Raw genomic sequence first — 25,590 nt, forward strand, 5'->3', positions numbered from 1 at the left:
TTCGGCCCACCAGTCCACCGGCTGACCCGGGCGGGGACCACCCAGTTCTGCTGGATAGCCTGTCGACATGCCCACCGTGCTCGACGACATCGTTGCCGGCGTCCGCGAAGACCTCGCGGCCGCGCAGGCCGTCGTCCCGCGCTCACGGATCGAGGAGCTGGCGGCTGACGCCGCCCCTGCGCTCGACGCGGAGGCCGCGCTGCGCCGTCCCGGACTGGCGCTGATTGCCGAGGTCAAGCGATCCAGCCCGAGCAAGGGAGCGCTGGCGACCATTGCCGACCCGGCGGGCCTTGCGGCGGATTATGAGTCCGGTGGTGCGACGGCCGTGAGCGTGCTCACCGAACGCCGCCGGTTCAACGGGTCGCTCGAGGACCTGGACGCAGTGCGCAAAGCCGTGCGGATCCCGGTGCTGCGCAAGGACTTCATGGTCGAGGACTACCAGCTGTTCGAGGCACGGGCCCATGGGGCCGACCTCATCCTCCTCATCGTGGCCGCTCTCGCCCAGGACGACCTGGTCCGCATGCAGGGCCTCGCCCACGATCTGGGGATGACGGCGCTGGTGGAGGTCCACGACGAGGAGGAGACGCGACGCGCCGTCGACGCCGGGGCCGCGGTGGTGGGCGTCAACGCCCGCAACCTCAAGACCCTGGCTGTCGACCCCGACACCTTCGCGCGACTGGCCTCGTTGATCCCCGACACCTGCGTCAAGGTGGCGGAGTCCGGCATCGGCGGCCCCGCCGACGCGGCCCGGTTCGCGGGTCAGGGCGCCGACGCCGTCCTCGTCGGCGAGGCACTGGTGCGGGGCAGCGACCCCCGCCGCGCGGCATACGAACTCATTGCGGCGGGAGCCACACCATGACCGACCTGACGCCTGAACCCCTGGCCCGCCCGGGCCGCTTCGGCGAGTTCGGGGGCCGCTATGTCCCGGAGGCGCTGATCCCGGCGCTGGAGGAGCTCGACGAGGCCCGCCGCAAGGCCATGGTCGACCCCGAGTTCATGGGCGAGCTGGAGCGGCTGCACCGGACCTACACCGGACGTCCGAGCATCATCACCGAGGTGCCGCGGTTCGCCGCGCACGCCGGGAACGCACGGATCATCCTCAAGCGCGAGGACCTCAACCACACTGGCTCCCACAAGATCAACAACGTGCTGGCGCAGGCGCTGCTGACGAAGCGGATGGGCAAGACCCGTGTGATCGCCGAGACCGGCGCCGGCCAGCACGGGGTCGCCACGGCAACAGCGGCCGCCCTGATGGGCCTCGAGTGCGTGATCTACATGGGCAAGGTCGACACCGAGCGGCAGGCCCTCAACGTAGCCCGCATGCGGATGCTCGGCGCCGAGGTGGTCGCCGTCCCCACGGGCAGCGCCACCCTCAAGGACGCCATCAACGACGCGTTGCGCGACTGGGTCACGAACGTCGGCAACACCCACTACATCCTCGGCACCGTCACCGGACCGCACCCGTTCCCGGAGATGGTCCGCGACTTCCACCGGGTCATCGGGGTCGAGGCCCGCGCCCAGGTGCTCGACCTCACCGGACGCCTCCCCGACGCCGTGATCGCCTGTGTCGGTGGCGGATCCAACGCCATGGGCATCTTCCACCGGTTCATCGACGACGCGGACGTCCGGCTCATCGGGATCGAGGCCGGGGGAGCGGGCATCGAGTCCGGGAGGCACGCGGCGCGGTTCGCGGCGAGCTCGCCGGGGGTGCTGCACGGCACCTTCAGCTACCTCATGCAGGACGACGACGGCCAGACCCTCGAGTCGCACTCGATCTCTGCGGGCCTGGACTACCCGAGCGTGGGGCCGGAGCACGCCCACCTGCGCGACACCGGTCGGGCCGAGTACCGCTACGCGACTGACGACCAGACCATGAAGGCGTTCGAGCTGCTCTGCCGCACCGAGGGCATCATCCCCGCGCTCGAGTCCGCCCACGCCCTCGCGGGTGCGCTCGAGGTCGGGCGGGAGCTCGGCCCCGAGGCGCTGCTGCTGGTCAACCTGTCGGGTCGCGGTGACAAGGACATGCACACCGCTGCGGAGTACTTCGGCCTCCTGGACGGCGAGGCGACCCCGAGCGGCACGGCCGACGAGCCGCGGGCCGAGGGTGACGGAAGGGCCCAGCTGTGACCCCCACGACCACGGGCATCGGGGTCGCCCAGGTCCTCGAGCAGTGTCGTGCCGAGAACCGTGCCGCCCTCGTCGGCTACCTGCCCGTCGGCTTCCCGTCGGTGCAGGGCTCCATCGAGGCGATGGTCGCGATGGTCGAGGCAGGCGTCGACATCGTCGAGGTCGGCATCCCCTACAGCGACCCGCTCATGGACGGCCCCGTCATCGCCTACGCGGCAGACCAGGCTCTCAAGCACGGGGTCCGGGTGAGCGACGCGTTCACCGCCACCCGCGCGGTGCGAGACGCTGGGGCGCCGCCGCTGGTGATGTCCTACTGGAACCTCATCCTGCGGCACGGCCCGACCGCCTTCGCCCGAGACCTCGCGGCCGCCGGCGGTGCCGGCATCATCACCCCCGACCTCATCCCCGACGAGGGCGCCGAGTGGATCGCAGCGAGTGACGAGACCGGCCTCGACCGCGTCTTCCTCGTCGCCCCGAGCTCCACGGAGCAGCGCATCGCCGCCGTGACCGCGCAGTGCCGCGGTTTCGTGTATGCCGTGTCGCACATGGGCGTGACCGGCGCGAGGACGTCCATGGGAGACGCTGCGGCGGTGATCGTGGGCCGCACCAAGGCGGTCACCGACAAGCCCGTGTGCGTGGGTCTCGGAGTCTCCGGTGGTTCCCAGGCGGCCGAGGTGGCGGCCTATGCCGACGGCGTCATCGTGGGTTCGGCCCTGGTGCGGTGCCTTACCGAGGCGGACGACCTCGAGGCTGGGATCGCCAGCCTGCGGGCGCTCGTCGGCGAGCTGGCCGAGGGCGTCCGGAGCGGGCGCTGACGTTGAGCCTGCTGTCCAACCCGCGGTTGCGCGACGTCGTGGGGCTGCTGGCCCGGCTGGTCCTGGGCGGTGTCGTCCTCGTGGCGGGGCTGCTCAAGGTCGGCCACCTCGAGACGTCAGCGCGTTCTGTGCGCGCGTACCAGCTGCTGCCCTACGACGTCGCCGGCTACCTCGGTTACGGCCTGCCGATCCTCGAGGTTGCCGTCGGGGTGCTGCTGGTCCTGGGGCTGTTCACCCGGTTCAGTGCGGTCGTGGGTGGAGTCCTGATGGTGGTGTTCATCGCCGGGATCGCCTCGGCCTGGGCGCGTGGGCTGTCCATCGACTGCGGGTGTTTCGGCCACGGGGGAACCATTGCGGCCTCCCAGACGCAGTACCCCCAGGAGATCGCTCGCGACCTCGGGCTGCTCGTGTGCGCCGCCTGGCTCGCCGTGCGGCCTCGAACGGCTTTCGGCCTCGAGCCGGTCCTGTTCCCCGACCAGCACGAGCCCGACCAGCACGAGCCCGACCAGTACGAGCCCGACCAGCACGAGCCCGACCAGTACGAGCCCGACCAGCACGAGCCCGACCAGCACGACGAGAGGCCCCACGCATGACCAGCAGCAGCGCCAGCCGCAAGGCGAAGATCCAGGCGGCAGCGCCCAAGGGCCCGATCCGCAGCGGTGGCAACGGCGGTGGCCAGGGAGCGAACCGCATCGTCGTGGCCACGGTCGTGGTCGTCGTGGTGCTGGCGGCGGTCATCACGGCTGTCATCCTCGGCAGCCAGGACAAGAAGGCAGCCACGACCGCCGGCGGCGCGACCCTGCCCAAGAACGTGGCCGCCATGGGCGCCGGCATCGTCGTCAACCCCGGCGCCCCGGCGAACGTGCCCACCCTCGACCTCTACGAGGACTTCCAGTGCCCGATCTGCGCACGGTTCGAGGAGATCTTCGGGCTGCAGATGGTGGACATGGTCAAGGCGAACCAGATCAAGCTGGTCGCCCACCCGCTGTCGTTCCTCGACGACAACCTGGGCAACGACTCATCCAACCGTGCGGCCAACGCGGCCGCGTGTGCCTCTGACGCCGACAAGTTCCTCCAGTACCACGCGGCCACGTTCCAGGGTCAGCCCGCGAAGGAGGGGGCCGGCTACACCGATGCCCAGCTCAAGCAGTTCGCCGTGCAGGCGGGGCTGAACAGCACGGCCCTGGCCACCTGGGACCAGTGCTACGCCGCCAAGTCGCACAACCAGTGGGTCGAGTCCGTGCAGACCCAGTCCGAGAAGGACCATGTCAATGGCACCCCGACGGTCAAGCTCAACGGCAAGGCCCTCGAGCTGACGGGTCTGACTCGCGACAAGCTTGCCGCCGAGATCAAGGCCGCCACGAAGTAGCGGCACCCCACCACGTCGAACGACGCCGTAGTGACCAGAACTATCCAGAAACCTATGCATAGCTAGCCAGTTGCTGTATATGGTTGCTCCATGACCATGAACATGGGGAACCCAGGCATCAGCAGATCTCGACTCGCGCTCCTTGCTGCGACGCTCGCAGTTCTGTTCGTATGCGGCCACGCATCGCCGGCCGAGGCGCTGGGGTCGGGAAAGTTCCCGTGGCGCGGCGACGACGCCAAGCGCACGACGTACTACTACTACGGCAGCGGTGGCACCAACGGGGTCTACGCGTACGCCACGACGAACGTCCCCGGGACGGGCTGCCTGCTGTACGTCAAGCGGGCCAAGACCACGATCAGCCTGCCCAACGGCAGCTTCGCGACCCACTCGTCACTCCTCGGTCAGTGCGCCTCGGGGGTGGACATCGCGCGCGGCGGGTACTCGGTGTTCCAGATCAAGTCCACTCACACGCTGCAGAAGTGGAGCGGCTCCGAGTACAAATACGTCCTCTAGATGGCGCGCGGACATCGTCATGCGAGGGTGGCTGGCGTTTCGTGGCCTTGGGCCGCGGTCAGTGTGCTGTCCGTAGGGCTGGCGGGCGGGTGTGGACCCGAGGCGGACCAGCCGCCGCCGAGGCAGGCGCGTGCCGTCGCGACCTACAGCGACCCCAGCGTGTACCGCGTGGGTCCCACCCAGCTCCGACGGCTCGTCGACGCGCTGGATCCGGACTCGTCCCAGCGGGTCATCCTGGCTGATGGCCGGGTCACGCGGGCCGAGGTCGAGGGTGCCTGGGAGGACTATGCCCAGTGCCTGCGGGCCGCCGGATTCGGGGTGACGACGCCGGTCTGGGACCCGGTCACCACCACGACTCGGATCTTCACGTACGCGCGGACCGGCGCCGCGGCGACCGCCACAGGGACGACCACAGCGACCTCGGCGCCGACGACCGGCGTGCTGAGCAAAGGGGAGGCCGAGAGGGTCGACGCCTGCGAGGAGAGCCACTGGTTCCCGGCATCGGCAGTCTATGCAGCCGATACGCCGCCCCACATGGACCCGCCTCTGGCGTCCGCTGTCCAGACGTGCATGGTCGGGCGCGGATACGACGTGCGTGGCATCACCGACTTCGGTGGCATCGTCGGGGCAGTGCGGGGGCAGGCTCGAGGGGAGCGGGTGGAAGCTGGCCGGGACTGCCTCGCGACGGCGTTGGCTCATCTGTACCCCGACCTGCCGTACTTCCCGCGTCCCTGACTGGATAGCCTCCAGTGGTGCCCTACTACCTGCCCAGCCCGACCTCGGGAGTGTGGCACCTCGGCCCGTTCCCGATCCGGGCCTATGCCCTGTGCATCCTCGCGGGGATCGTCGTGGCCGTCTGGATCACGGGTCGGCGGCTCGTCGACCGCGGTCACGCCACGGAGAAAGCCGTCGACATCTCCGCCTGGGCGGTCCCCTTCGGCATCATCGGTGGCCGGCTCTACCACGTCATCACGACCCCGGACCCGTACTTCGGCGAGGGCGGCCACCCGCTCAAGGCGCTCTACATCTGGGAGGGTGGGCTCGGCATCTGGGGCGCCATCGCCCTCGGAGCACTGGGGGGCTGGATAGGGGCACGTCGCCACGGCGTCCCGTTCCTCGACTACATCGACGCCGCTGCCCCCGGGGTGGCCGTGGCCCAGGCCCTCGGCCGGTGGGGCAACTGGTTCAACAACGAGCTCTACGGCCGCGCGACCGACGTCCCGTGGGGCCTGACCATCCACGAGTGGGACCAGTCCGCCGGTCACGCGGTGCGGGACGCGAGCGGCAAGGCCGTGGTGCTCGGCACCTACCAGCCCACGTTCCTCTACGAGTCGCTGTGGTGCCTCCTGCTCGCCCTGGTGCTGGTGTTCGCAGACCGCCGCTGGGCGCTGCGCAAGGGACAGCTGTTCGGCCTCTACGTGGTGGGGTACCCGTTGGGCCGGATCGTCTTCGAGCTGATGCGCAGCGACCCCGCGCACAAGATCCTCGGCGCGCGCGTCAACGTGTGGACGAGCATCCTGGTCTTCCTGATAGGCGTGGCCATCGTGTGGTTCGGGAGGCGCCGCGAGGTGGCCGTTCCGCGTGAGGCGACGTCTCAGCATACGGAATGAGGCGGCTCACATGGCGGGACAAACGGCACTCGGGCTATCCTTCCTGCAGCCGTGGCCAAGGCCGTCCACGCGCGTGACCTGGTGTGCCCAACTTGGGTTCCACAACGCACTTCTCCCCCCAAGGACGGTGACCCGAACGTGACCTCTGCGCGCTTCTCCGCCCAGCCCGCCGACACGGGCCTCTACCGCCGCGAGTTCGAGCACGACGCCTGCGGGGTCGCCCTCGTGGCGACGATGCGGGGGAGCGCAGGGCACGACATCGTCGACCACGCCCTCACCGCGCTGCGCAACCTCGACCACCGCGGCGCCACCGGCGCCGACCCGCTCGTGGGCGACGGCGCCGGCATCCTCACGCAGGTCCCGGACGCCTTCCTGCGTGCGGTGGTGGACTTCGACCTCCCCGTCCAGGGTGCGTATGCCGTGGGCATCGCGTTCCTGCCCGGCGACGAGGCCGAGCGTGCCCGGGTCGAGGCCCGGATCGAGGAGCTGGCCGTTGAGGAGGGGCTGACCGTCCTCGGCTGGCGCGACGTGCCGGTGGCCGCGGAGCTGGTCGGCCAGGCAGCGCGCGACTGCATGCCGTTCTTCCGCCAGCTGTTCGTCTCGGCGGCCGTGGGTCGGATGGTCGGCCTCGGCCTGGACCGCCTGGCGTTCTGCCTGCGCAAGAGGGCCGAGCGTGAGACCGACGTCTACTTCCCGTCCCTGTCGTGTCGCACGCTGGTCTACAAGGGCATGCTCACCACCGGCCAGCTCGAGCCGTTCTTCCCCGACCTGTCCGACCGGCGGTTCGAGACCCAGCTCGCGCTGGTCCACTCGCGCTTCTCGACCAACACGTTCCCCAGCTGGCCGCTGGCGCACCCCTACCGGCTGATCGCGCACAACGGTGAGATCAACACCGTTAAGGGCAATCGCAACTGGATGAGCGCGCGGGAAAGCCAGCTGGTCTCCGACGTCATCCCCGGGGACCTCGAGCGGCTGTTCCCCATCTGCACCCCGGAGGCGTCCGACTCGGCGTCCTTCGATGAGGCGCTCGAGCTGCTGCACCTCGGTGGCCGCCCCCTGCCCCACGCCGTCCTCATGATGATCCCGGAGGCGTGGGAGAACAACGAGGAGATGGACCCCGCCCGCCGGGCCTTCTACGAGTTCCACTCGACCTTCATGGAGCCGTGGGACGGTCCCGCCTGCGTGACGTTCACGGACGGCTCGCTCATCGGCGCAGTGCTCGACCGCAACGGACTGCGCCCGGGCCGCTACTCGGTGACCGACGACGGGCTCGTCGTGCTGGCTTCGGAGTCCGGGGTCCTGGACCTCGACCCGACCCGGGTGGTCCGCAAGGGCCGCCTCCAGCCCGGACGTATGTTCCTGGTCGACACCGAGCACGGCCGCATCGTCTCCGACGACGAGGTGAAGTCCCAGCTCGCCGCCCAGCACCCCTATGACGAGTGGCTGCACGCGGGCCTGATCCACCTCGACGACCTCCCCGAGCGCGAGCACATCGTGCACACGGCGGCGTCGGTCGCCCGCCGCCAGCAGACCTTCGGCTACACGCAGGAGGAGCTCAAGATCCTGCTCACCCCGATGGCCCGCACCGGGGGAGAGGCCCTCGGTTCGATGGGCACCGACACCCCGATCGCGGTGCTGTCGGACCGCCCCCGCCTGGTCTTCGACTACTTCACCCAGCTCTTCGCCCAGGTCACCAACCCGCCGCTGGACGCCATCCGCGAGGAGCTGGTCACCTCGCTCGGCACCGTCATCGGGCCCGAGGGCAACGCCCTGGCGGCCGGGCCGGCCCACTCCCGCCAGGTCGTTCTGCCGTTCCCCGTGATCGACAACGACCAGCTGGCCAAGATCGTCCACGTCAACGCCGACGGCGACCTGCCCGGCTACGCCACCCACGTGGTGCGCGGGCTCTACGACGTCACCGGTGGCGCGGCCGCGATGACGGCGCGCCTCGAGGAGATCTTCGGTGAGGTGTCCGCGGCGATCGCCGAGGGTGCCCGGTTCGTCGTGCTCTCCGACCGCGACTCAGGGCGCGACTACGCCCCCATCCCGTCGCTGCTGCTGACCTCCGCAGTCCACCACCACCTCATCCGCGAGAAGACCCGCACCCTCGTGGGCCTGGTCGTCGAGGCGGGAGACGTCCGCGAGGTCCACCACGTCGCACTCCTCGTCGGGTACGGCGCGGCGGCCGTCAACCCCTACCTCGCCATGGAGTCGGTGGAGGACCTCGTCCGCTCCGGCGCAATCGACGGCGTCACCTCTGAGCAAGCCGTCAAGAACCTCATCAAGGCCCTCGGCAAGGGCGTGCTCAAGGTGATGTCCAAGATGGGCATCTCGACCGTCGCGTCCTACCGCGGCGCCCAGGTCTTCGAGGCCCTCGGCCTGTCCCAGGAGCTCGTCGACCGCTACTTCACGGGCACCGTGAGCCAGCTGGGCGGAGTCGGCCTCGACGTCCTCGCCGCGGAGACCGCGGCCCGGCACGCCGCGGCATACCCGCCGGACGGGGTGCGACTGCCGCACCGCAAGCTCGGCGTCGGCGGCGAGTACCAGTGGCGGCGCGAAGGTGAGCCGCACCTCTTCGACCCCGACACCGTGTTCCGGCTGCAGCACTCGACGCGGCAGCGGCGCTACGACATCTTCAAGCAGTACACCGAGCGCATCGACGAGCAGTCCGAGCGGCTGATGACGCTGCGCGGCCTGTTCACGCTCGGAGGGGCGTCGCCGCGCCCCGCCATCTCGATCGACGAGGTCGAGCCGGTCAGCGAGATCGTCAAGCGGTTCAACACCGGGGCGATGTCCTACGGCTCGATCAGCCAGGAAGCCCACGAGACGCTGGCGATCGCCATGAACCGGCTCGGTGGTCGTTCCAACACGGGCGAGGGCGGCGAGGACGTCGACCGGTTGATGGACCCGGAGCGTCGGTCGACGATCAAGCAGGTGGCCTCCGGCCGCTTCGGGGTCACGTCGCTCTACCTCACGAAGTCCGGCGACATCCAGATCAAGATGGCCCAGGGCGCCAAGCCCGGCGAGGGCGGGCAGCTGCCCGGTCACAAGGTCTACCCGTGGATCGCCACGACGCGGCACTCGACGCCGGGTGTCGGCCTGATCAGTCCGCCGCCGCACCACGACATCTACTCGATCGAGGACCTTGCCCAGCTGATCCACGATCTCAAGAACGCCAACCCCGAGGCCCGGATCCACGTCAAGCTCGTGTCGGAGATCGGTGTCGGCACCGTCGCGGCCGGCGTCTCCAAGGCGCACTCCGACGTCGTGCTCATCTCCGGTCACGACGGCGGGACGGGCGCCTCGCCGCTCACCTCCCTCAAGCACGCCGGTGGGCCCTGGGAGATCGGGCTCGCCGAGACGCAGCAGACGCTGGTGCTCAACGGGTTGCGCGACCGCATCGTCGTCCAGTGCGACGGTCAGCTCAAGACCGGTCGTGACGTCATCATCGCCGCACTCCTCGGCGCAGAGGAGTTCGGCTTCGCCACGGCACCGCTGGTCGTGAGCGGCTGCATCATGATGCGGGTCTGCCACCTGGACACGTGTCCGGTCGGCATCGCGACCCAGAACCCCGAGCTGCGGTCCCGGTTCTCGGGCAAGCCCGAGTTCGTCGAGACCTTCTTCGAGTACGTCGCCGAGGAGGTCCGCGAGCACCTGGCGGCCCTCGGCTTCAAGAGCATCGAGGAGGCGATCGGCCAGGTCTCGGCGATCGACGCGACTCGCGCGGTCAACCACTGGAAGGCAGCCGGCCTCGACCTCTCGCCGATCTTCACCGACGTCGAAAGTCCTGACGGCTCGGCCCGGCGCAACACCACGACCCAGGACCACGGGCTCGAGAAGGCGCTCGACCACCACCTCATCACCATCGCCCGCGAGGCCCTCAACGACGGCACCCGGGTCACGGGTGACGTCGCGGTCCGCAACGTCAACCGGACGATCGGCACGCTGCTCGGTCACGAGGTCACGAAGGCCTACCCGGAGGGTCTGCCCGACGACACGATCAACCTCACCCTCAGGGGTTCGGCCGGTCAGTCGCTCGGTGCGTTCGTCCCGCGCGGGGTCACCCTGCGCCTGGTCGGGGACGCCAACGACTACGTCGGCAAGGGCCTCTCCGGTGGCCGGATCGTGGTCCGTCCCGACCGCGCGGCCCCGCTCCAGGCCGAGGCAAACGTCATTGCCGGCAACGTGATCGGCTACGGCGCCACCACCGGTGAGCTCTACCTGCGCGGCCTCGTGGGCGAGCGCTTCTGCGTGCGCAACTCCGGAGCCACCGCTGTCGTCGAAGGTGTCGGCGACCACGGCTGCGAGTACATGACGGGCGGCACGGTCCTCGTGCTCGGGCCCACCGGTCGCAACTTCGCCGCCGGAATGTCCGGGGGAGTTGCCTACGTGCTGGACCTCGACCCCGGGCGGGTCAACACCGAGCTCGTCGACCTGTCCGCCCTGCGGCCCGACGACGAGACGGTCGTGCGCGAGCTGCTGGGCAAGCACGTCGAGTGGACCGAATCGCCCGTCGCCGCAAGGCTGCTGGAGGAGTGGGACAGCGCAAGGACGCGCTTCACCCTGGTCCTTCCGCGCGACTACCAGCGCGTCCTGGACGTGCGCGCCGCCGCTGAGGCGGAGGGACTCGACGTCAACGGCTCCGAGGTCTGGGAGCGGATCATGGAGGCTTCCCGTGGCTGACCCCCAGGGCTTTCTCAAGACACGTGAGCGCGAGCTGCCGGCCCGCCGACCCGTGCCCGTGCGCATCCGGGACTGGAAAGAGGTCTACGAGGAGCAGGAGCTCGGACAGCTGCAGCGCCAGGCCGGTCGCTGCATGGACTGCGGGATCCCGTTCTGCCACAGCGGATGTCCGCTGGGCAACCTCATCCCCGAGTGGAACGACCTGGCCTGGAAGGGCGACTGGCGCGAGGCCATCGAACGGCTGCACGCCACCAACAACTTCCCCGAGTTCACCGGTCGGCTCTGCCCGGCTCCGTGTGAGACGGCCTGTGTCCTCGGCATCAACCAGCCTGCCGTGACCATCAAGCAGATCGAGGTCACGACGATCGACCGCGCCTTCGACGCCGGCTACGTCCAGCCCCAGGCCCCCGAACGCCTCTCGGGCAAGACGGTCGCCGTGGTCGGCTCGGGTCCAGCCGGTCTGGCCGCTGCCCAGCAGCTCACCCGCGCCGGCCACACGGTCGCGGTCTACGAGCGCGCCGACAAGCCTGGTGGGCTGCTGCGCTACGGCATCCCCGAGTTCAAGATGGAGAAGTCCGTCCTCGACCGCCGGATCGCCCAGATGGAGGCCGAGGGCACCCGCTTCCGCAGCGGGGTCGACGTCGGCGGCGACGTCACCGGCAAGCAGCTGCGCGACCGCTACGACGCCGTGGTCCTCGCCATCGGTGCGACGGTGCCGCGTGACCTGCCGGTCCCCGGCCGCGAGCTCGACGGCGTGATGCAGGCGATGGACTTCCTGCCGCCCGCCAACCGGGTGGCGCTCGGTGAAACCGTCGAGGGACAGGTCACCGCCGAGGGCAAGGACGTCATCGTCATCGGCGGCGGCGACACCGGGGCCGACTGCATCGGCACCTCCCACCGCCAGGGTGCTCGCTCGGTCACCAGCCTCGAGATCTTGCCGCAGCCGGGGGAGGAGCGCGTGGCGGGCCAGCCGTGGCCTACCTACCCGATGATCTTCCGCGTCGCCTCCGCGCACGAGGAGGGCGGCGACCGCGTGTATGCCGCGTCCACCAAGGAGGTCCTCGGCGAGGACGGCAAGGTGTCCGGCATCCGGGTCGTCGACGTGCGCATGGGCGACAAGGGTTTCGAGGAGGTCGAGGGCACGGAGCGAGTCCTTCCTGCCCAGCTGATCCTGCTGGCCATGGGCTTCCTCGGACCAGAGGGCCCCGGTGTCGTCGAGCAGCTCGAGGTCGAGCTCGACGAGCGCTCGAACGTCAAGCGCGACAAGGACTTCATGTCTTCGGTGCCCGGTGTCTTCGTCGCCGGTGACGCCGGTCGTGGACAGTCACTCATCGTGTGGGCCATCGCCGAAGGTCGGTCGGCCGCAGCAGGAGTCGACCGATTCCTCACGGGTGGCACCGCCTTGCCACGTCCCATCAACCCGAGCGACCGCCCCCTGGTCGTCTGAGGCTCGGTCGCAACGCGGCATACCTCCGCTGTGGGGTGTCCGCAGGGTGACCGGGGTCACGTTCGGGGGTTGCTGACCGATAGGGTCGTTGCCATGCGTCGCGCCAAAATTGTCTGCACCCTCGGCCCCGCAGTTTCCTCTCCCGAGCGCATCCGCGCGCTCGTCGAGGCGGGCATGGACGTGGCCCGGCTCAACCTCTCCCACGGCGAGTACGCCGACCACGAGAAGATCTACGAGGAGATCCGCAAGGCCAGCGACGAGACTGGTCACGCGGTCGGCATCCTGGTCGACCTCCAGGGTCCCAAGATCCGCACCACGCGGTTCAAGGATGGTCCGGTCGAGCTGGTCAACGGCGCCGAGTTCACCATCACGACGCGTGAGGTCGACGGGTCGCAGGCAGAGGTCGGCACGACCTACAAGGGTCTTCCGGGTGACGTGAGTCCTGGCGACGCGCTGCTGATCGACGACGGCAAGGTCGCCCTGCAGGCCGTTGAGGTCACCGACACCGACGTCCGCTGCATGGTGACCGTGGGCGGCATGGTGTCCAACAACAAGGGCATCAACCTGCCTGGCGTCGCGGTCTCGGTGCCGGCGATGTCCGAGAAGGACAAGGAAGACCTGCGCTGGGCCCTCGGGCTGCGCGCCGACATGATCGCGCTGTCCTTCGTGCGCTCGGCTGCCGACCTCGACGACGTCCACGCCGTGATGGACGAGGTCGGCGTCCGGTTGCCGGTCATCGCCAAGATCGAGAAGCCGCAGGCCGTCGACAACCTCGTCGAGATCATCGAGGCCTTCGACGGTGTGATGGTGGCCCGTGGCGACCTCGGCGTCGAGCTGCCGCTCGAAGAGGTGCCGATCGTCCAGAAGGAAGCCATCGAGATCGCGAGGCGCAATGCCAAGCCGGTCATCGTCGCCACCCAGGTCCTCGAGTCGATGATCGAGAACCCGCGCCCCACCCGCGCCGAGGCCTCCGACGCCGCCAACGCCGTCCTCGACGGCGCGGACGCCCTGATGCTGTCGGGGGAGACCAGCGTCGGCGCCTACCCGATCATCGCCGTGCAGACCATGGCCCGGATCATCGAGAGCACCGAGGAGCACGGCCTCGAGCGGATCCGACCGCTCGGCACCAAGCCGCACACGATGGGCGGCGCTGTGGCTGCGGCTGCCGTCGAGATCGGTGAGCTGCTCGGCGCCAAGTTCCTCATCACCTTCAGCCAGTCCGGCGACACGGCCAAGCGGATGTCCCGCATCCGCCCGCGGATCCCCATGCTCGCCTTCACCCCGGAGCCACACACCCGCTCTCGACTCGCGCTGGCCTGGGGCATCGAGACCTACCTCGTCCCGATGGCCAGGCACACCGACCAGATGGCCCAGCAGGTCGACAAGTCGCTGCTCGCGTCCGGTCGCGCCAAGGAGGGGGACCTCGTCGTCATCGTCGCGGGATCGCCTCCCGGCATCCCTGGGTCCACCAACGCGTTGCGCGTGCACAAGATGGGTGACGCCATCAACAAGGTGGCACCGGCCTACGAGGACCTCGCCGACTGACGTGGTGCGGGGGCACGGCCTGCCGACCCACGACAGGCCACGGCCACGTTCGGTATGCCGCGTGCTCACCGCTATCCTTTCGGAGGCCGCTGACGTGGCCGCGCCGAAGTGGTGGAATGGCAGACACGGAGCACTCAAAATGCTCTGCTCGAAAGGGCGTGCGGGTTCAAGTCCCGCCTTCGGCACCCCTTGACCTGCACAACAGCGCACCCTTGAGGGCTGCGCCGACAACCCCGCCCGGGATCTCGGAAAACGGGTTGACGCAGGAGTGACGCCTCCGTGACGGCCCGTCTCGTTGACTGACAGTCGACCGACGTACCCGTGTGAGGTGGGACATGGCGAAGAACGAACCAACTGTTAGTCAGATTCAGGCCGCGATCAAAGCAGATGGTCTCTCCTGGCAGGCTGAGGAGAACTTCCTGACAGAGATGTCCACGGAGGAGCGGCGCGGTTACCTTGGGGTCATCGTCACTCCCGAGGAGATGGCCGCCTTGGAGGCGGAAACCCAGGGCTACGCGGCGCAGGAGATGTCGGCTTTCGGGGCAGGAGTCGGTGCTCCGACCGCGGTCGACTGGCGAACCGGGGGGTACGTGACCTCGGTGAAGAACCAGGGCGGCTGTGGTTCCTGCGTCTCGTTCTGCACCTGTGCCGTGATCGAGTCCGGAGTCCGCATCAAGCTGAACAACCCGGCCTACGCGATCGACTTGTCCGAGGCGTTCCTGCAGTTCTGCGGCGGTGGTAGCTGTAACGGCTGGGGTCTGACCTCAGGTTTGTCGTTCGCGCAGAGCACCGGGGTCACCGACGAGGCATGCATGCCCTACCAACCGCAGAACATGAACTGCGGGGCCAGCCGGTGCAGCGACTGGCAGAACCGCCTGACCAAGATCTCCGGTTTCACCGGCTACGGAACCATGGCGGCGCGCAAGGAGGCCGTAGCCAAAGGTCCGGTCCTCGCGGGGCTGGAGGTGTGGAGCGACTTCTTCGCCTACAACGGGACGTCGGTGTACGTGAAGTCCTCCGCCGCCACGAGGCTGAACCCTCCTGGCTACCACTGCATCTGCGTGGTGGGTTACGACGACAACCAGCAGTGCTGGATCGTCAAGAACAGCTGGGGCACCACGTGGGGAGCCCAGGGCTTCGGCCGGATTGGATACGGGCAAACCGATCTCCTCATCGACTCGAGCTGGTCCTTCTACTCCGCTGACGTGAGCGTCGGCCCGGTGTACCAGAGCACCAAGGTGACCCAGGTGTACGCCAGCCGGGACGCACAGAACGCGTGGGCACACTTCCCGGGGCTCGGGTGGCGTCGTATCCAGCCCGGTGCGGCCGACGGGGTCACGAACGTGCACGCAGTCCTGACCGAGGCGGCCGCCAAGAACCTGACGGTGACCGTGCTCGTGGACGGCTCACAGATCTACCAGGTGTACCTGTAGGCCGCGAAAGGCCTACGAGACTGAGGAGGAATGGGTTTCATGTGGACGAACATCAATCAGGTCTATGCCAGCCGAGACGCACAGAACGCGTGGGCGCATCTTGCCGGGACCAACGCCTGGCACCGTATCCTCACGGGTAGCGCCGACGGCGTGACCAACGTGTTCCTCATCCTGACGGCTGCCAAGGCGAACAACCGACAGGCATACGTCGTCCGAGACGGTAGCGGCAACATCGTGCAGGCGTACCTGTGAGGTATGCCCTGACGCATCGGAAGGATTCGTCGTGAGCTCCGAAGTCACCATCACGATCAGCGTCGGCGCCGGGCAGGTCGAGTCGACCTCGATGGCCACGGCCGACACGGGTGCAGGACCAGCCCCCGCCGCGCTCGAGGATCTCCAAGCGGCCGGGACCGGCGAGACCCCGTCCCCGCTCGAACCGGCGGAGTTGGCCGGGGCTCGTGGCGAGGTCACGTCCTCCGGCGACGCCCTGCCCACGCCGATGCCCGTCGAACAGCTGAGCGCGGGCAGCGCGGCTGCCGCCCCGCCACCTTCCGACGACCCGTCCCTGGCGGGAGTCGGCGGCGGCGGCGCACCGGGCGGCGCTCCCGCACCGCTGTCGGTGGACGACCTGCAAGCCGCGGTGTCGGCGGCCACGGAGGCCGATGACGAGACGGCACCCAGGTCCCGGGCCAAGCCGAGAGCGTCCAAGCGATAGGGCAGATGGCGCAGATCGAGCTGGGGGCGGTTGACGACGGGCGCAGCATCGTCGTCGAGCTCGGCGACGAGCTCGTCGTGGTGCTGGAGGAGAACCCGACGACCGGGTACCGCTGGACGGTTACTGGGGTGGGCGGCGTCGTCGGGATGGTCGACGACGGGTACGCACAGACTCTGTCGGAGCCGTTGCCCGCCGAGCCCGTCTTCGGACGAGGTGGAGCGCGGGAGTTCCGTCTGGCGGCCTTGTCGACGGGCGTCGCCACGCTCAGGTTCGTCCTCCGACACGAATGGGAAGAGGACGAGGACGACACCGGGGCAATTGCCCGCTACAGCGTGACCGTCGAAGTCGTTGAACGGCGGACTTGACCGCGCGGCAGCCCGATTCGCAGGGCGGGGGACGGCTCAACCCCCAGCTCACGCTGCAGACGTCCTCGAAACGACTCGTACTGGTTCACGGCGTCGATGACGTTGCCCTCCAACAGGTACACCTCGATCAGGGCAGCGTTCGCGGTCTCACGCAACGGTTCTGCACGCACGGCTTCGAGGGCGAGCTGGAGCGCCGTCGCCCGGCGGTGGCTTCGCGCCATCACCACGGCCGTGTGCTCCAGGGCGCGCAGGCGGAGCTGGCTGAGCCGTTCCCTCTCGAGCACGATCCAGTCGTCGTACCACCCGGGCAGGAGCTCGCCGGGCCACAGGATCTCGAGTCGCTCTGAGATCCACTGCTCGTCGATGACCTGCTCGCGCAGCAGCCGAGTCACGAACCATTCCTGTTGCCGACTGTCGACCGTCATGGTCTGTGCGGTCGTGAGGGACATCCCCTCCTGGGCGATCGACCCTGGCAGGATGCGGTTCATCCGCCAGATGCTCGTGCGCAGGCTGGCCAGCGCCTGGCATTCGGGAACCTCGGGCCACAGGGTGCCGGCTACCACGCAACGATGTGCCGGACCCTTGAGCGCGAGGAACGCCACGAGCCGCTGCATGCCCTGAGGCAGGCCGATGCGAGCGTCGGCATCGTGCAGGACGAACCCCTGCAGCAGCTGAAGGCGCATCCCGGCCATCGGAACCCCCTCATGCCGGTCCGGAAGTCCAGTGAACGTCAACATCCACGTTCGCTGGCAAATGCATGATATTCCGCCAGAGCGGTCTCGTACTCGCTCAAATGACGTAACGGACCTGACCGGGCCGGACCACGGCATCCTGGATCGGGGCAACCAGGCGCATCAGTGCGACTTCCGCGTCAGCCCGGTGGCTCAGGCTGAGGTGAGCTCGCCCCGGGCCTGACGTGCTCGCGCAGGGGACGAGGAGCCGGACGTCAGGGCGCGAAGGCGATCCATACTCGCCCGCTCGACGAGGAGCGGCACGTAATCTCGAACGGGGCCATCGAGCGAGGCATGGACCTCGATGACAACGGACTTCACTGTCATCGGGTCCACCGTGGGAAACCGAGAGGCGAGCGTTTCACGTACGTGCTCGAGGGCTTGTGCCTCGTCAACCCCGGACATGAAGCGTAGGTTCCTCCGGTCTCGTCCCGCGCGCAAGAGCCAGTCCATCGGAGCCCTCAGCTCTGGCCCGAAGACGGCTCGCGAACCTGATCGCCGGGCTCAGGAGCAGGCCGTCACCCGGTAGAGCGTCAGTCTCCCCCGGAGGCAACCGGCACAAAACCTGGGTGGCCCTCGACCTCCAGCCCTGGATAGCGGGTCTGCCGGCGGTCGCCCTTCCAGAACTCGATCGGTCCGTCGATCACGTAGCTGACGTCGAGTCGATGCACCGCAGCGCACACGGCCGGGCTCTCGGCCGCCTCGTTCAGGCTCTTGGCCAGCAGCAGCCGGTCTGGGTCCCACGCCCCGCCCACGTGTGGAAACACGGTCGCGCGGTTGCCGAGAGGGGCCGCCAGGGGCGAACCGTTCCACGGGTTGCCCGCTATCCGCACGTCTGACGGCACCAGCTGCGGCAGGCGCACGAGCATCGACCTCTCCGCTGGTCCCGCCAGGGACTGTCCGTGGTACCAGTTGCCGACAACACGGCCGTTCGCACCGGCATACATCCCCATGGTGAGCGCGGCCAGGACCAGGGCCATCGGACCGACGACGGCCTGCGGCGTCAAGCGGCGCGCGCGCGGCGTGGCCCGGCCGACCGCAATGACGCCGGCGGTCGCGCACCACTCGAGGCCGACTGCCGCGAGTGGCACAGCGGTGATGCCGAGAAGCCCTGCGAAGCGGAACGAGTCGTCGTACCAGGGGCCGCTGAGGGCGCGGGCGAGCCTGCCGTCGCTGCCGGACACGAGGACGAACGCCGCTCCGGCCGCGGCATGGGCGAGGACCAGCCAGCGCAGGCGTGGCTTTCGCGAGGCGACGGCACAGCCCAGGAGGACCAGGGTGGCGGCGAGCCACGGGACCGGACTCCTCATCGGAGCTGCGAGGGCCCACTCGCCTGCCGCCTGGGCGAGCGTCTGCCGCGCTGGCCAGCTGGTGCCGCGCGTCGCCGCGAAGACGGGTGAGAACGCCACGAACCAGAGGTCCGCCCCGACCAGGGCCGAGGCCGCACCCGCGGCCGTCAGCCGTCTCCGAGGACCGGCCCCGTCGCCGAGGCCCCATCTGCCCAGAGCCGCCAGGGCCATCACGGTGAGGTAGAGCATCGCACTGGGCACCGCGTTGGGATGCGCGAGCGCGACGCCCGGGAGCGTTGCTGCTCCCAGGGCCAGGGCGCGCATGCCGTCGAGCCCGTCAAGGTCCCGCGGTGACCTGGGGAGCAGGACAGCCACCCCGCAGGCGAGTACCGAGGGCAACAGGGCGTTCGCGAGGGCGTTGGGCCACAACGTGCCGTAGGACAGAAGAAGGTACGGCGAGGCACCGAAGGCGGCGGACAGCACCCCAGCGGCGAACAGCACGCCGGGACGATCCCCGACGAGCTGACGTGCGAGGAACACGCATCCGAGCGGCCAGACGACGGTTGCGATCGCGATCGAGACGCAGTTCACCGCCACCACCACGTGGGCTCCCGAGACCTGGGCCACCAGGGCCACGACGTCATGCCACGCGGCTGGGTAGAAGGCGGCCGAATGCCCTGGCGCCGACACGCTGCCCAACGTCAACGACGATGCGTCCCCGGTGTGCAGCACCCGCCAGACCGCGCTCAGGTGAAAGAGGGCGTCGAAGGTCTGCGGGAAGACCTCAGGTCGGCCGATCCCACGAACGACGGCAACCGCGGCGCACGTCCCCCCGATCGCTGCCCCGGCGATGCCTGACGCCGTCGCGAAGCGCTCGCTCCCGAGGTGCCTGGTCCCGAGGTGCCCGGTCCCGAGGTGCCCGGTCTGGAGCCGCGCGGTCGCGCGCGTCCTACCCGCGGGGAGCAGGCGCGCTGCGAGGAGAACCGCGGCGGCCGCGGCCGTCGTCGCAACGGCTACCGCCGGCACGCCAAAGGGGACGCCCACGAGTTCGCACACGACTGCCGTGAGCGCCACAGTCGTCACCGACAGGGGCGACGCCATCCCGAGAGCCGCGTTCCCGCGCAACCCTGCCGCGAGGGCGACCAGGAGGCCGGGAAGGACGAGGACGCAGGCGGCCGCGAGCACTGCTGGCGCTGCGTCGGCCCAGCCGGTCAACCGCGGACCCGCATGGTCTCGACCGCGGCGCTCACCGGGCCATCGGCCAGGACGCGACCACTGTCGAGGACCACGCCCCTGGTGCACAGCCGTTCGACCAGCGGCAGGTCGTGGCTGACCACGACGAGGGTGCGACCCTCGGCGCTCAGTCGGGCAATGCGATCGAGGCACTTGGCCCGGAATGCCTCGTCACCCACGGCGAGGATCTCGTCGACCAGGAAGACGTCGGGTTCGGTGTGCACAGCCACCGCAAAAGCGAGCCGGAGGAACATCCCCGACGAGTAGAAGCGGACCTGGGTGTCGAGGAAGGGGCCGATGTCGGCGAAGTCCACGATGTCGTCGAACCGGGCCGCGATCTGCGCGCGCTCGACCCCCAGGATGGAGGCGTTGAGGTACACGTTCTCCCGACCAGTGAGGTCAGGGTGGAAGCCGGCTCCGACCTCGAGCAGACCGGCCAGCCGACCCCGCACGCGGACCTGTCCGCTGTCGGGAGCCATGACACCAGCCATGAGCTTCAGCAGGGTCGACTTGCCGGACCCGTTGCGGCCCAGGAGGGCCACCGTCTCCCCCTGGTTGATGGTGAGGTCGAGGTGGTGCAGGGCCGTGAAGTCATCACGTCGGGCCCGACCCTGCAGGGCCCACACCACGCTCTCCTTCAGTGAGTGGGTGTGCCGGAGCCGGAAGTGCTTCGAGATCCCGTCGACCTCGACGGCGCTGGTCGTCACGGTCACAGCTCCTGGGCGAAGCGGCCGGCCAGCCGCCGGAACACCCACGCCCCCAGCACCACGAGCGATGCCGATAGAGCAAACGCGAGGAGGGTCCGGGAGGCCAGGTCGGGCGGCAACGTCGCGCCGTTGCCCGGAGATGCGTTGGCCCAGGTGCCCCGGTGCACGAGCTCGACCGCCACGGTGAGCGGGTTCGCCTGGTAGATGCCGAACCACACGGAGTCGGAGCCGAGCAAGTCGGCGACGCGCTGCCAGGGGTAGAGAACCGGACTCATCCAGACCAACACCATGAGCACCATGTCGACGACGTTCTCCACGTCACGAAAGAGCACGTTGACCGCCCCGAGCAGCAGCCCCAGGCCGAGCGCCAGCAGGGCGGCGAGGGCGAGTCCCGCCCCGAGTGCGACCACCCCGACAAGGTCGGGGGACCAGCCTGCCACGAAGGCTCCGACGACCAGCACCAGCAGCTGGGGCCCCAGGTGAACCCCGGCCACGCAGAGGCTCGAGACCGGGAAGAGCTCGCGGGGCAGGTAGATCTTGCGGACGAGGTCGGCGTTGACGACGACCGACCGGGTCGCGTTCCCCACGGCCTCGCCGAACGCAGTGATCACGACCAGGCCGCCGAAGAGGTAGACCGCGTAGTCACCGATCGTGGTCTGGCGCAGCAGCAGTCCCAGGCCCACGAAGTACACGCCGAACTGCACGGCGGGCTTGACGTAGGACCAGCCCAGACCGAGCACAGACGCCCGGTAGCGCACCCGGAGCTCCTTGCGAACCAGGAGGCCGAGCAGGAATCGTCGCCCCGCCACCTCGCGCAGGCCACCTCCGCGACCCTGGACGACCAGCGGGGTGTCGGCGGCGATGGCGACCGCGGTCACCGGTCGGCCTCGTGATCGGGCAGAGGCAGGTCGAGGGTCTTGCGCCAGGCGTCCTGGCCCACGAGGTCCGGGAGGGCAGCGCGGTACTCGGCCGCGAGCCGCGGCCACTCACGCAGGAGCTGCTGGTGCACCTGAGTCGCCCTGCGGGCCGCAGCCAGAGACCGGGCGCGGTCACGCCGATGCCACGAGACGCCGGTCCCGTCGGTCGTCGAGACGAGCGCGGAGTCCAGCCGGGAGAGCGTCCACCAGCCGGCATCGGCGGCGGGGACCTCGCGTTCGGGCTGCTGCCGTGCGCCCGCCGGCACTGCTGTGAGCTGCCGGGCCAGGCCGACGAGAGCGGTGGTCAGGGTCGCAAGCTGGCTGGTGGGCTTCTCGGTCCGGGGGTCGCGCTTGCGCGGCTTGGCCGCGCGGACCTGCGCGAAGGCCTTGGCATCCGGCGCCACCCGCGCGTCGTCGAAGCCCGAGCGGGCTTCTCGGACCTCACCGAGCCGTGACGGCAGGCTCGGGTGGAGGTCCTCGGGGCCTGCCAGCACGTCGAGGAGGGCTTGCTCGCGCAGGTGCGCTGCCGAGTACTGCATGGCCATGAGGTGCTTGAGCTGGATGGCAAGGCTTTCACGCACTATCCGGCCACCATGGTCGAACGGCGAGTGGAGCAGCGCTGCGATGAAGCGATTCCGCGCGTGGAAGTAGGCCTGCCAGTCGACCGAGTCGTCCTTGTCGGTCCAGGGGACGTGCCACACCGCTGTCCCGGGAAGCGAGACGGTCGGGTAGCCGGCTTCCGCGGCGCGCAGGCCGAACTCCGCGTCGTCCCACTTGATGAAGACGGGCACGGACAACCCCACGTCGCGAAGTACCGCGGTCGGGATGAGGCACATCCACCAGCCGTTGTAGTCCGCCGCGGCACGACGGTGGAGCCACGGCGTGGAGCGCAGGTTGGAGTGCGAGAGGTCGTGGTCATGCTCGGTCGCGGGGGCTGGAGTCCATCGGAACTGCCAGGGGGAGACCCGCTCTGCGAACGCGTGCAGGACCGACCGTTCGTACATCGAGAACATGTGGCCGCCGACCACCGTGGGCGCACGCGCGAAGTCCGCGAAGACGGCGGCACGGGCGATGCCTTCGGGCTCACAGACGACGTCGTCGTCGAGGAGGAGCACGTAGTCGCTGCGACCCACGTCGAGGGTCTCGAGCATCGCGCGCGCAAAGCCACCGGACCCGCCGAGGTTCTGCTGCTCGAGCACCCGCAGTCGGCCGCCCAGGGACGCCGCTGCCGCCGGAAAGCCCCGGTCGTGGCGCACCTGCTCCGAGCCCTGGTCCACCACGATGACTTCGTCCACCACGTCGGTGAGCTGGTGGTCGGCGGCGAGCTGGGCGAGGAGCGCGCTGCAGTAGGCGGGGCGGTTGAAGGTGGTGATTCCAACCGTGACCGTGCCACGGGGCGCTTGGCGGGAGCCAGGCTCGGTTTGGCCGGCAAGCCACTCCGCAGCGTCGAGCACGAGGTCCTCGCGGCCGGCCACGAGGTCGAACCAGTACCAGCCACCGTCGCCGAACGCATTCAGTGGCAGCGGGATCGACAGCGTCGACTGTCCTGTCAGCGTGTGCGCGCTGACGCGGGCGACGCTGCCTCGCGCCGATGACCGGTAGACGATCAGAGTCCCGTTGCCGGTGGTGCGCACGTCGAGCCGCACCGACTGCAGGACGCTCCACCGCCGCCAGTACCCCGCCGGGAAGGCGTTGAAGTAGGTGGCGAAAGAGGTCCGCGTACCGTGGCCGAGGCGATAGGACCGTCGGCCCAGCACCTGGTCCGGGCTCTGGTCAAAGGGGACAGGCAGCACTGTCTCGCCGTCCTCGACCGCGACCGGCACCTGCTGACCGTCCACGTACAGCGGCAGGACGTCGAGGTCCCCGTCGGTGGGAAACACCACCCTGGCGAGCACCCGGTCGCCGGCGGGAGGCCCCGCGGTCATACCGACACCTCGACGACGGAGCGGCGAGGCGACCGGCCGCGCCCGTGCACCAGCTCGTCGAGGTCGTCGACGAGGCGCAACGCCGAGGCGATCGCCATGTGCATGTCGAGGTACTGATAGGTCCCCAGCCGACCGCCGAACCACACCGAGCTGCGCCGTTCCTGCTCTGCGAGCTCTCGGTAGGCCAACAGCCGGTCACGGTCCTCAGGGGTGTTCACCGGGTAGTAGGGCTCGTCGCCGGGCCCGGCCCCGCGCGACCGTTCGCGGACGATGACGGTGCGGTCCGTGCGGTAGTCGCGCTCCGGATGGAAGTGACGGAACTCCAGGATTCGGGTGAAGTCGACGTCCGCATCGGCGTAGTTGACCACCGGTGCTCCTTGGAAGTCGCCGACGGGAAGCACCTCCCTCTCGAAGTCCAGAGTGCGCCAGCCCAGCGCCCCGTGGACGTCACCGAAGTAGCGGTCGACCGGTCCCGTGTAGACGACGGGCACGTGGCCCCGAACGGCGTTGCGGGACAACGGATGCCCCTCGGCCAGGAAGTCCGTCTCGAGGTGCACGGAGATGCGCGGGTGGTCGGCCATCCGACTCAGCCACGCGGCATACCCGTCGAGGGGTAGTCCCTCGTAGCGGTCGTTGAAGTAGCGGTTGTCGTAGGTGTAGCGGACGGGGAGGCGGCTGATCACCTCGGCGGGCAGGTCCCGCGGATCGGTCTGCCACTGCTTCGCGGTGTAGTCGCGGATGAACGCCTCGTAGAGGGGGCGGCCGATGAGGGACACCGCCTTCTCCTCGAGGTTCGCGGGCTGCCCGGTCACCTCGGCCGCCTGCCGTGCGACGAGGGCGCGAGCCGACTGCGGCCCGTGGTTGGCGCGGAAGAACTGGTTGAGGGTTCCGAGGTTGATGGGCAGCGGGTACACCTCCCCGCGGTGCACGGTCCAGACCCTGTGCTGGTATGCCGTGAAGGCGGTGAACCTGTTGACGTACTCCCACACCCGCTCGTTGGACGTGTGGAAGAGGTGGGCACCGTAGCGGTGCACCTCGATCCCCGTGTCCGGGTCGGTCTCGCTCCAGGCGTTGCCGCCGGGGTGGTCGCGCCGGTCCACGATCGCGACGTCGAGGCCACGCTCTGCGGCCTGTTCGGCGACGGTGAGACCGAACAGACCCGCCCCGACGACGACGAGGTCGGCCCTCACGCGTGCTCCCGTGTCGCGCGGGGACGGAGAACCGTCGACGTCACCTCGCCGAGCAGGAGCTCCGGCGAGCTCCCCGCCTCGGTCGTGAACCGGTTGCGGTACAACGACTTGCGAAGTCCTACGGGGATCACCCGGTAACCGCCCCGGATCGCGACGTTGCGCAGCATCTCGGCCCGGGTTGTGAAGCCCTCACGTCGCAGCCGCCGCTGCAGCCCCAGCTCAGAGCGCAGCAGCCGCATCCCCCCACGACGTCGGTAGGACCCGGCGTCCACTCTGTAGAGGACCAGCGGCTCCGGCACGTTCGCCACCACCGAACCCGACTCGATCATCCGGGTGAACAACCAGTAGTCCTCCAGCAACGGCAGCTCGCGGTAGCCCCCTGCCTGGAGCACCGCCGACCGCCGGTAGACCACCGTGGGATGGTTGAACGGGCTGCGCAGTCGCGCCTCGGTGGCGATCTGCGCCGGGTCGGTCGGGGGGATCCTGAGCAAGCCGTCCGTCGGTGTCGCCTCGCCGAACTCGCGCATCCCGCTACCGACCAGGTCTGCGCCCGCCTCGATGACGGGGATCTGGACGGCAAACCGGTGCGGCAGGCTGATGTCGTCGGCGTCCATCCGGGCCACCACCTCGTGGGTGCAGGCCGAGAGGCCGCACTGGAGGGCCTGGGACAGTCCCACGTTGTGCTTGAGGCGCAGCCGGCGCACCGGCACCGGGCTGGTTGACTCGAGCCGTTCCAGCGCAGAGGCCAGCTCGGGGCCGACGTGCCCGTCCTGGACCACCACGACCTCCGAGGGTCGCAGCAGCTGTTCCTGCACGGTGCTCTGGAAGGCTCTCGCCAGGTGGTCAGCGCGGTCACCACGGTAGACGGGCAGGAGCAGGGAGAAGGGGATGCTCACGACGACGACGGTAGGCAGCCAGACCAACGAGATGGTGAACTCGACGCGTCGCGCGGATGGACCCCGGGCCAAGGCCCCTA

Annotated in this window: 23 protein-coding genes and 1 tRNA gene; 16 read left to right on the forward strand and 8 right to left on the reverse strand. The window is 69.5% G+C overall.

Features of this window, described 5'->3' with window-relative positions:
- Positions 1-67 precede the first annotated feature (67 nt).
- The 16 genes from trpC to AC1DXJ_RS00935 all read left to right on the forward strand — a co-directional run bounded on the left by trpC (position 68) and on the right by AC1DXJ_RS00935 (position 16,622).
- Positions 68-859: an indole-3-glycerol phosphate synthase TrpC gene (gene trpC, locus AC1DXJ_RS00860; protein ID WP_477612748.1), complete on the forward strand. Its 792-nt coding sequence runs from the start codon at positions 68-70 to the stop codon at positions 857-859.
- Positions 856-2,127 (forward strand): tryptophan synthase subunit beta, encoded by a 1,272-nt coding sequence (trpB, locus tag AC1DXJ_RS00865; protein ID WP_477612749.1) that lies wholly within the window; start codon positions 856-858, stop codon positions 2,125-2,127. The genes trpC and trpB overlap by 4 nt, the downstream gene beginning before the upstream one ends.
- A complete protein-coding gene (trpA, locus tag AC1DXJ_RS00870; RefSeq protein ID WP_477612750.1) occupies positions 2,124-2,942 on the forward strand; it encodes a tryptophan synthase subunit alpha in 819 nt (272 codons plus the stop codon). The genes trpB and trpA overlap by 4 nt, the downstream gene beginning before the upstream one ends.
- A 2-nt stretch (positions 2,943-2,944) precedes the next feature.
- A complete protein-coding gene (locus AC1DXJ_RS00875) occupies positions 2,945-3,535 on the forward strand; it encodes a DoxX family protein (protein WP_477636176.1) in 591 nt (196 codons plus the stop codon).
- Positions 3,532-4,311: a DsbA family protein gene (locus tag AC1DXJ_RS00880; RefSeq protein ID WP_477612752.1), complete on the forward strand. Its 780-nt coding sequence runs from the start codon at positions 3,532-3,534 to the stop codon at positions 4,309-4,311. The genes AC1DXJ_RS00875 and AC1DXJ_RS00880 overlap by 4 nt, the downstream gene beginning before the upstream one ends.
- A gap of 90 nt (positions 4,312-4,401) precedes the next feature.
- Complete coding sequence (locus tag AC1DXJ_RS00885) at positions 4,402-4,824, forward strand: hypothetical protein (RefSeq protein ID WP_477636177.1); 423 nt, start codon at positions 4,402-4,404, stop codon at positions 4,822-4,824.
- Positions 4,825-4,992: 168 nt separating this feature from the next.
- Positions 4,993-5,559 carry a hypothetical protein gene (locus AC1DXJ_RS00890; protein WP_477612754.1) on the forward strand — a complete coding sequence of 189 codons (567 nt, stop codon included), beginning with the start codon at positions 4,993-4,995 and terminating at the stop codon, positions 5,557-5,559.
- A 14-nt stretch (positions 5,560-5,573) separates the two neighbouring features.
- The gene (lgt, locus tag AC1DXJ_RS00895) at positions 5,574-6,434 is read left to right on the forward strand and encodes a prolipoprotein diacylglyceryl transferase (protein ID WP_477636178.1); all 861 of its coding nucleotides are present in this window, start codon (positions 5,574-5,576) and stop codon (positions 6,432-6,434) included.
- A 138-nt stretch (positions 6,435-6,572) separates the two neighbouring features.
- A complete protein-coding gene (gene gltB / locus AC1DXJ_RS00900) occupies positions 6,573-11,117 on the forward strand; it encodes a glutamate synthase large subunit (RefSeq protein WP_477612756.1) in 4,545 nt (1,514 codons plus the stop codon).
- Positions 11,110-12,564 (forward strand): glutamate synthase subunit beta, encoded by a 1,455-nt coding sequence (locus tag AC1DXJ_RS00905; protein WP_477612757.1) that lies wholly within the window; start codon positions 11,110-11,112, stop codon positions 12,562-12,564. The genes gltB and AC1DXJ_RS00905 overlap by 8 nt, the downstream gene beginning before the upstream one ends.
- A 93-nt stretch (positions 12,565-12,657) precedes the next feature.
- Positions 12,658-14,109: a pyruvate kinase gene (gene pyk, locus AC1DXJ_RS00910; protein WP_477612758.1), complete on the forward strand. Its 1,452-nt coding sequence runs from the start codon at positions 12,658-12,660 to the stop codon at positions 14,107-14,109.
- A 102-nt stretch (positions 14,110-14,211) separates the two neighbouring features.
- Positions 14,212-14,294 (forward strand) — tRNA-Leu (locus AC1DXJ_RS00915).
- A 243-nt stretch (positions 14,295-14,537) separates the two neighbouring features.
- Positions 14,538-15,542 (forward strand): C1 family peptidase, encoded by a 1,005-nt coding sequence (locus AC1DXJ_RS00920; protein ID WP_477612759.1) that lies wholly within the window; start codon positions 14,538-14,540, stop codon positions 15,540-15,542.
- A 39-nt stretch (positions 15,543-15,581) separates the two neighbouring features.
- Complete coding sequence (locus tag AC1DXJ_RS00925; protein ID WP_477612760.1) at positions 15,582-15,794, forward strand: hypothetical protein; 213 nt, start codon at positions 15,582-15,584, stop codon at positions 15,792-15,794.
- A gap of 31 nt (positions 15,795-15,825) precedes the next feature.
- Positions 15,826-16,257, forward strand: a complete 432-nt coding sequence (locus AC1DXJ_RS00930) for a hypothetical protein (protein ID WP_477612761.1) — start codon at positions 15,826-15,828, stop codon at positions 16,255-16,257.
- Between the two features lie 5 nt (positions 16,258-16,262).
- Positions 16,263-16,622 (forward strand): protease inhibitor I42 family protein, encoded by a 360-nt coding sequence (locus AC1DXJ_RS00935; protein ID WP_477636179.1) that lies wholly within the window; start codon positions 16,263-16,265, stop codon positions 16,620-16,622.
- Here AC1DXJ_RS00935 and AC1DXJ_RS00940 read toward each other — a convergent pair.
- From AC1DXJ_RS00940 to AC1DXJ_RS00975, 8 genes are all read right to left on the reverse strand, one after another.
- On the reverse strand, positions 16,583-17,314 hold the full coding sequence (locus AC1DXJ_RS00940) for an AfsR/SARP family transcriptional regulator (RefSeq protein WP_477612763.1): 732 nt from the start codon (positions 17,312-17,314) through the stop codon (positions 16,583-16,585). The two genes, AC1DXJ_RS00935 and AC1DXJ_RS00940, sit on opposite strands and share 40 nt — an antisense overlap.
- A gap of 192 nt (positions 17,315-17,506) precedes the next feature.
- Entirely contained in the window at positions 17,507-17,806 is a 300-nt protein-coding gene (locus tag AC1DXJ_RS00945) for a three-helix bundle dimerization domain-containing protein (protein ID WP_477612764.1), read from the reverse strand.
- A gap of 80 nt (positions 17,807-17,886) precedes the next feature.
- The gene (locus AC1DXJ_RS00950; protein WP_477636180.1) at positions 17,887-19,857 is read right to left on the reverse strand and encodes a DUF6541 family protein; all 1,971 of its coding nucleotides are present in this window, start codon (positions 19,855-19,857) and stop codon (positions 17,887-17,889) included.
- Positions 19,854-20,582 (reverse strand): ABC transporter ATP-binding protein, encoded by a 729-nt coding sequence (locus AC1DXJ_RS00955; RefSeq protein WP_477612766.1) that lies wholly within the window; start codon positions 20,580-20,582, stop codon positions 19,854-19,856. Before AC1DXJ_RS00955 ends, AC1DXJ_RS00950 begins: the two co-directional genes overlap by 4 nt.
- Before the next feature lie 2 nt (positions 20,583-20,584).
- Positions 20,585-21,460, reverse strand: coding sequence for an ABC transporter permease (locus tag AC1DXJ_RS00960; RefSeq protein ID WP_477612767.1), 876 nt, complete (start codon positions 21,458-21,460; stop codon positions 20,585-20,587).
- On the reverse strand, positions 21,457-23,424 hold the full coding sequence (locus AC1DXJ_RS00965; protein ID WP_477636181.1) for a glycosyltransferase: 1,968 nt from the start codon (positions 23,422-23,424) through the stop codon (positions 21,457-21,459). Before AC1DXJ_RS00965 ends, AC1DXJ_RS00960 begins: the two co-directional genes overlap by 4 nt.
- On the reverse strand, positions 23,421-24,614 hold the full coding sequence (glf, locus tag AC1DXJ_RS00970; RefSeq protein WP_477612769.1) for a UDP-galactopyranose mutase: 1,194 nt from the start codon (positions 24,612-24,614) through the stop codon (positions 23,421-23,423). The genes AC1DXJ_RS00965 and glf overlap by 4 nt, the downstream gene beginning before the upstream one ends.
- A complete protein-coding gene (locus tag AC1DXJ_RS00975; protein ID WP_477612770.1) occupies positions 24,611-25,510 on the reverse strand; it encodes a glycosyltransferase in 900 nt (299 codons plus the stop codon). Before AC1DXJ_RS00975 ends, glf begins: the two co-directional genes overlap by 4 nt.
- Positions 25,511-25,590: the final 80 nt, after the last annotated feature.

Source organism: Pedococcus sp. P2_D9, assembly GCF_056404275.1.

What these genes read in the sequence shown, in the direction of transcription:
- trpB (WP_477612749.1), top strand. Translation starts at nt 856, where the DNA reads ATGACCGACCTGACGCCTGAACCCCTGGCCCGCCCGGGCCGCTTCGGC.
- AC1DXJ_RS00965 (WP_477636181.1), bottom strand. Translation starts at nt 23,424, where the DNA reads ATGACCGCGGGGCCTCCCGCCGGCGACCGGGTGCTCGCCAGGGTGGTG.
- AC1DXJ_RS00935 (WP_477636179.1), top strand. Translation starts at nt 16,263, where the DNA reads ATGGCGCAGATCGAGCTGGGGGCGGTTGACGACGGGCGCAGCATCGTC.
- trpC (WP_477612748.1), top strand. Translation starts at nt 68, where the DNA reads ATGCCCACCGTGCTCGACGACATCGTTGCCGGCGTCCGCGAAGACCTC.
- AC1DXJ_RS00920 (WP_477612759.1), top strand. Translation starts at nt 14,538, where the DNA reads ATGTCCACGGAGGAGCGGCGCGGTTACCTTGGGGTCATCGTCACTCCC.
- pyk (WP_477612758.1), top strand. Translation starts at nt 12,658, where the DNA reads ATGCGTCGCGCCAAAATTGTCTGCACCCTCGGCCCCGCAGTTTCCTCT.
- AC1DXJ_RS00885 (WP_477636177.1), top strand. Translation starts at nt 4,402, where the DNA reads ATGACCATGAACATGGGGAACCCAGGCATCAGCAGATCTCGACTCGCG.
- AC1DXJ_RS00945 (WP_477612764.1), bottom strand. Translation starts at nt 17,806, where the DNA reads ATGGACTGGCTCTTGCGCGCGGGACGAGACCGGAGGAACCTACGCTTC.
- AC1DXJ_RS00940 (WP_477612763.1), bottom strand. Translation starts at nt 17,314, where the DNA reads ATGGCCGGGATGCGCCTTCAGCTGCTGCAGGGGTTCGTCCTGCACGAT.
- AC1DXJ_RS00925 (WP_477612760.1), top strand. Translation starts at nt 15,582, where the DNA reads ATGTGGACGAACATCAATCAGGTCTATGCCAGCCGAGACGCACAGAAC.
- AC1DXJ_RS00880 (WP_477612752.1), top strand. Translation starts at nt 3,532, where the DNA reads ATGACCAGCAGCAGCGCCAGCCGCAAGGCGAAGATCCAGGCGGCAGCG.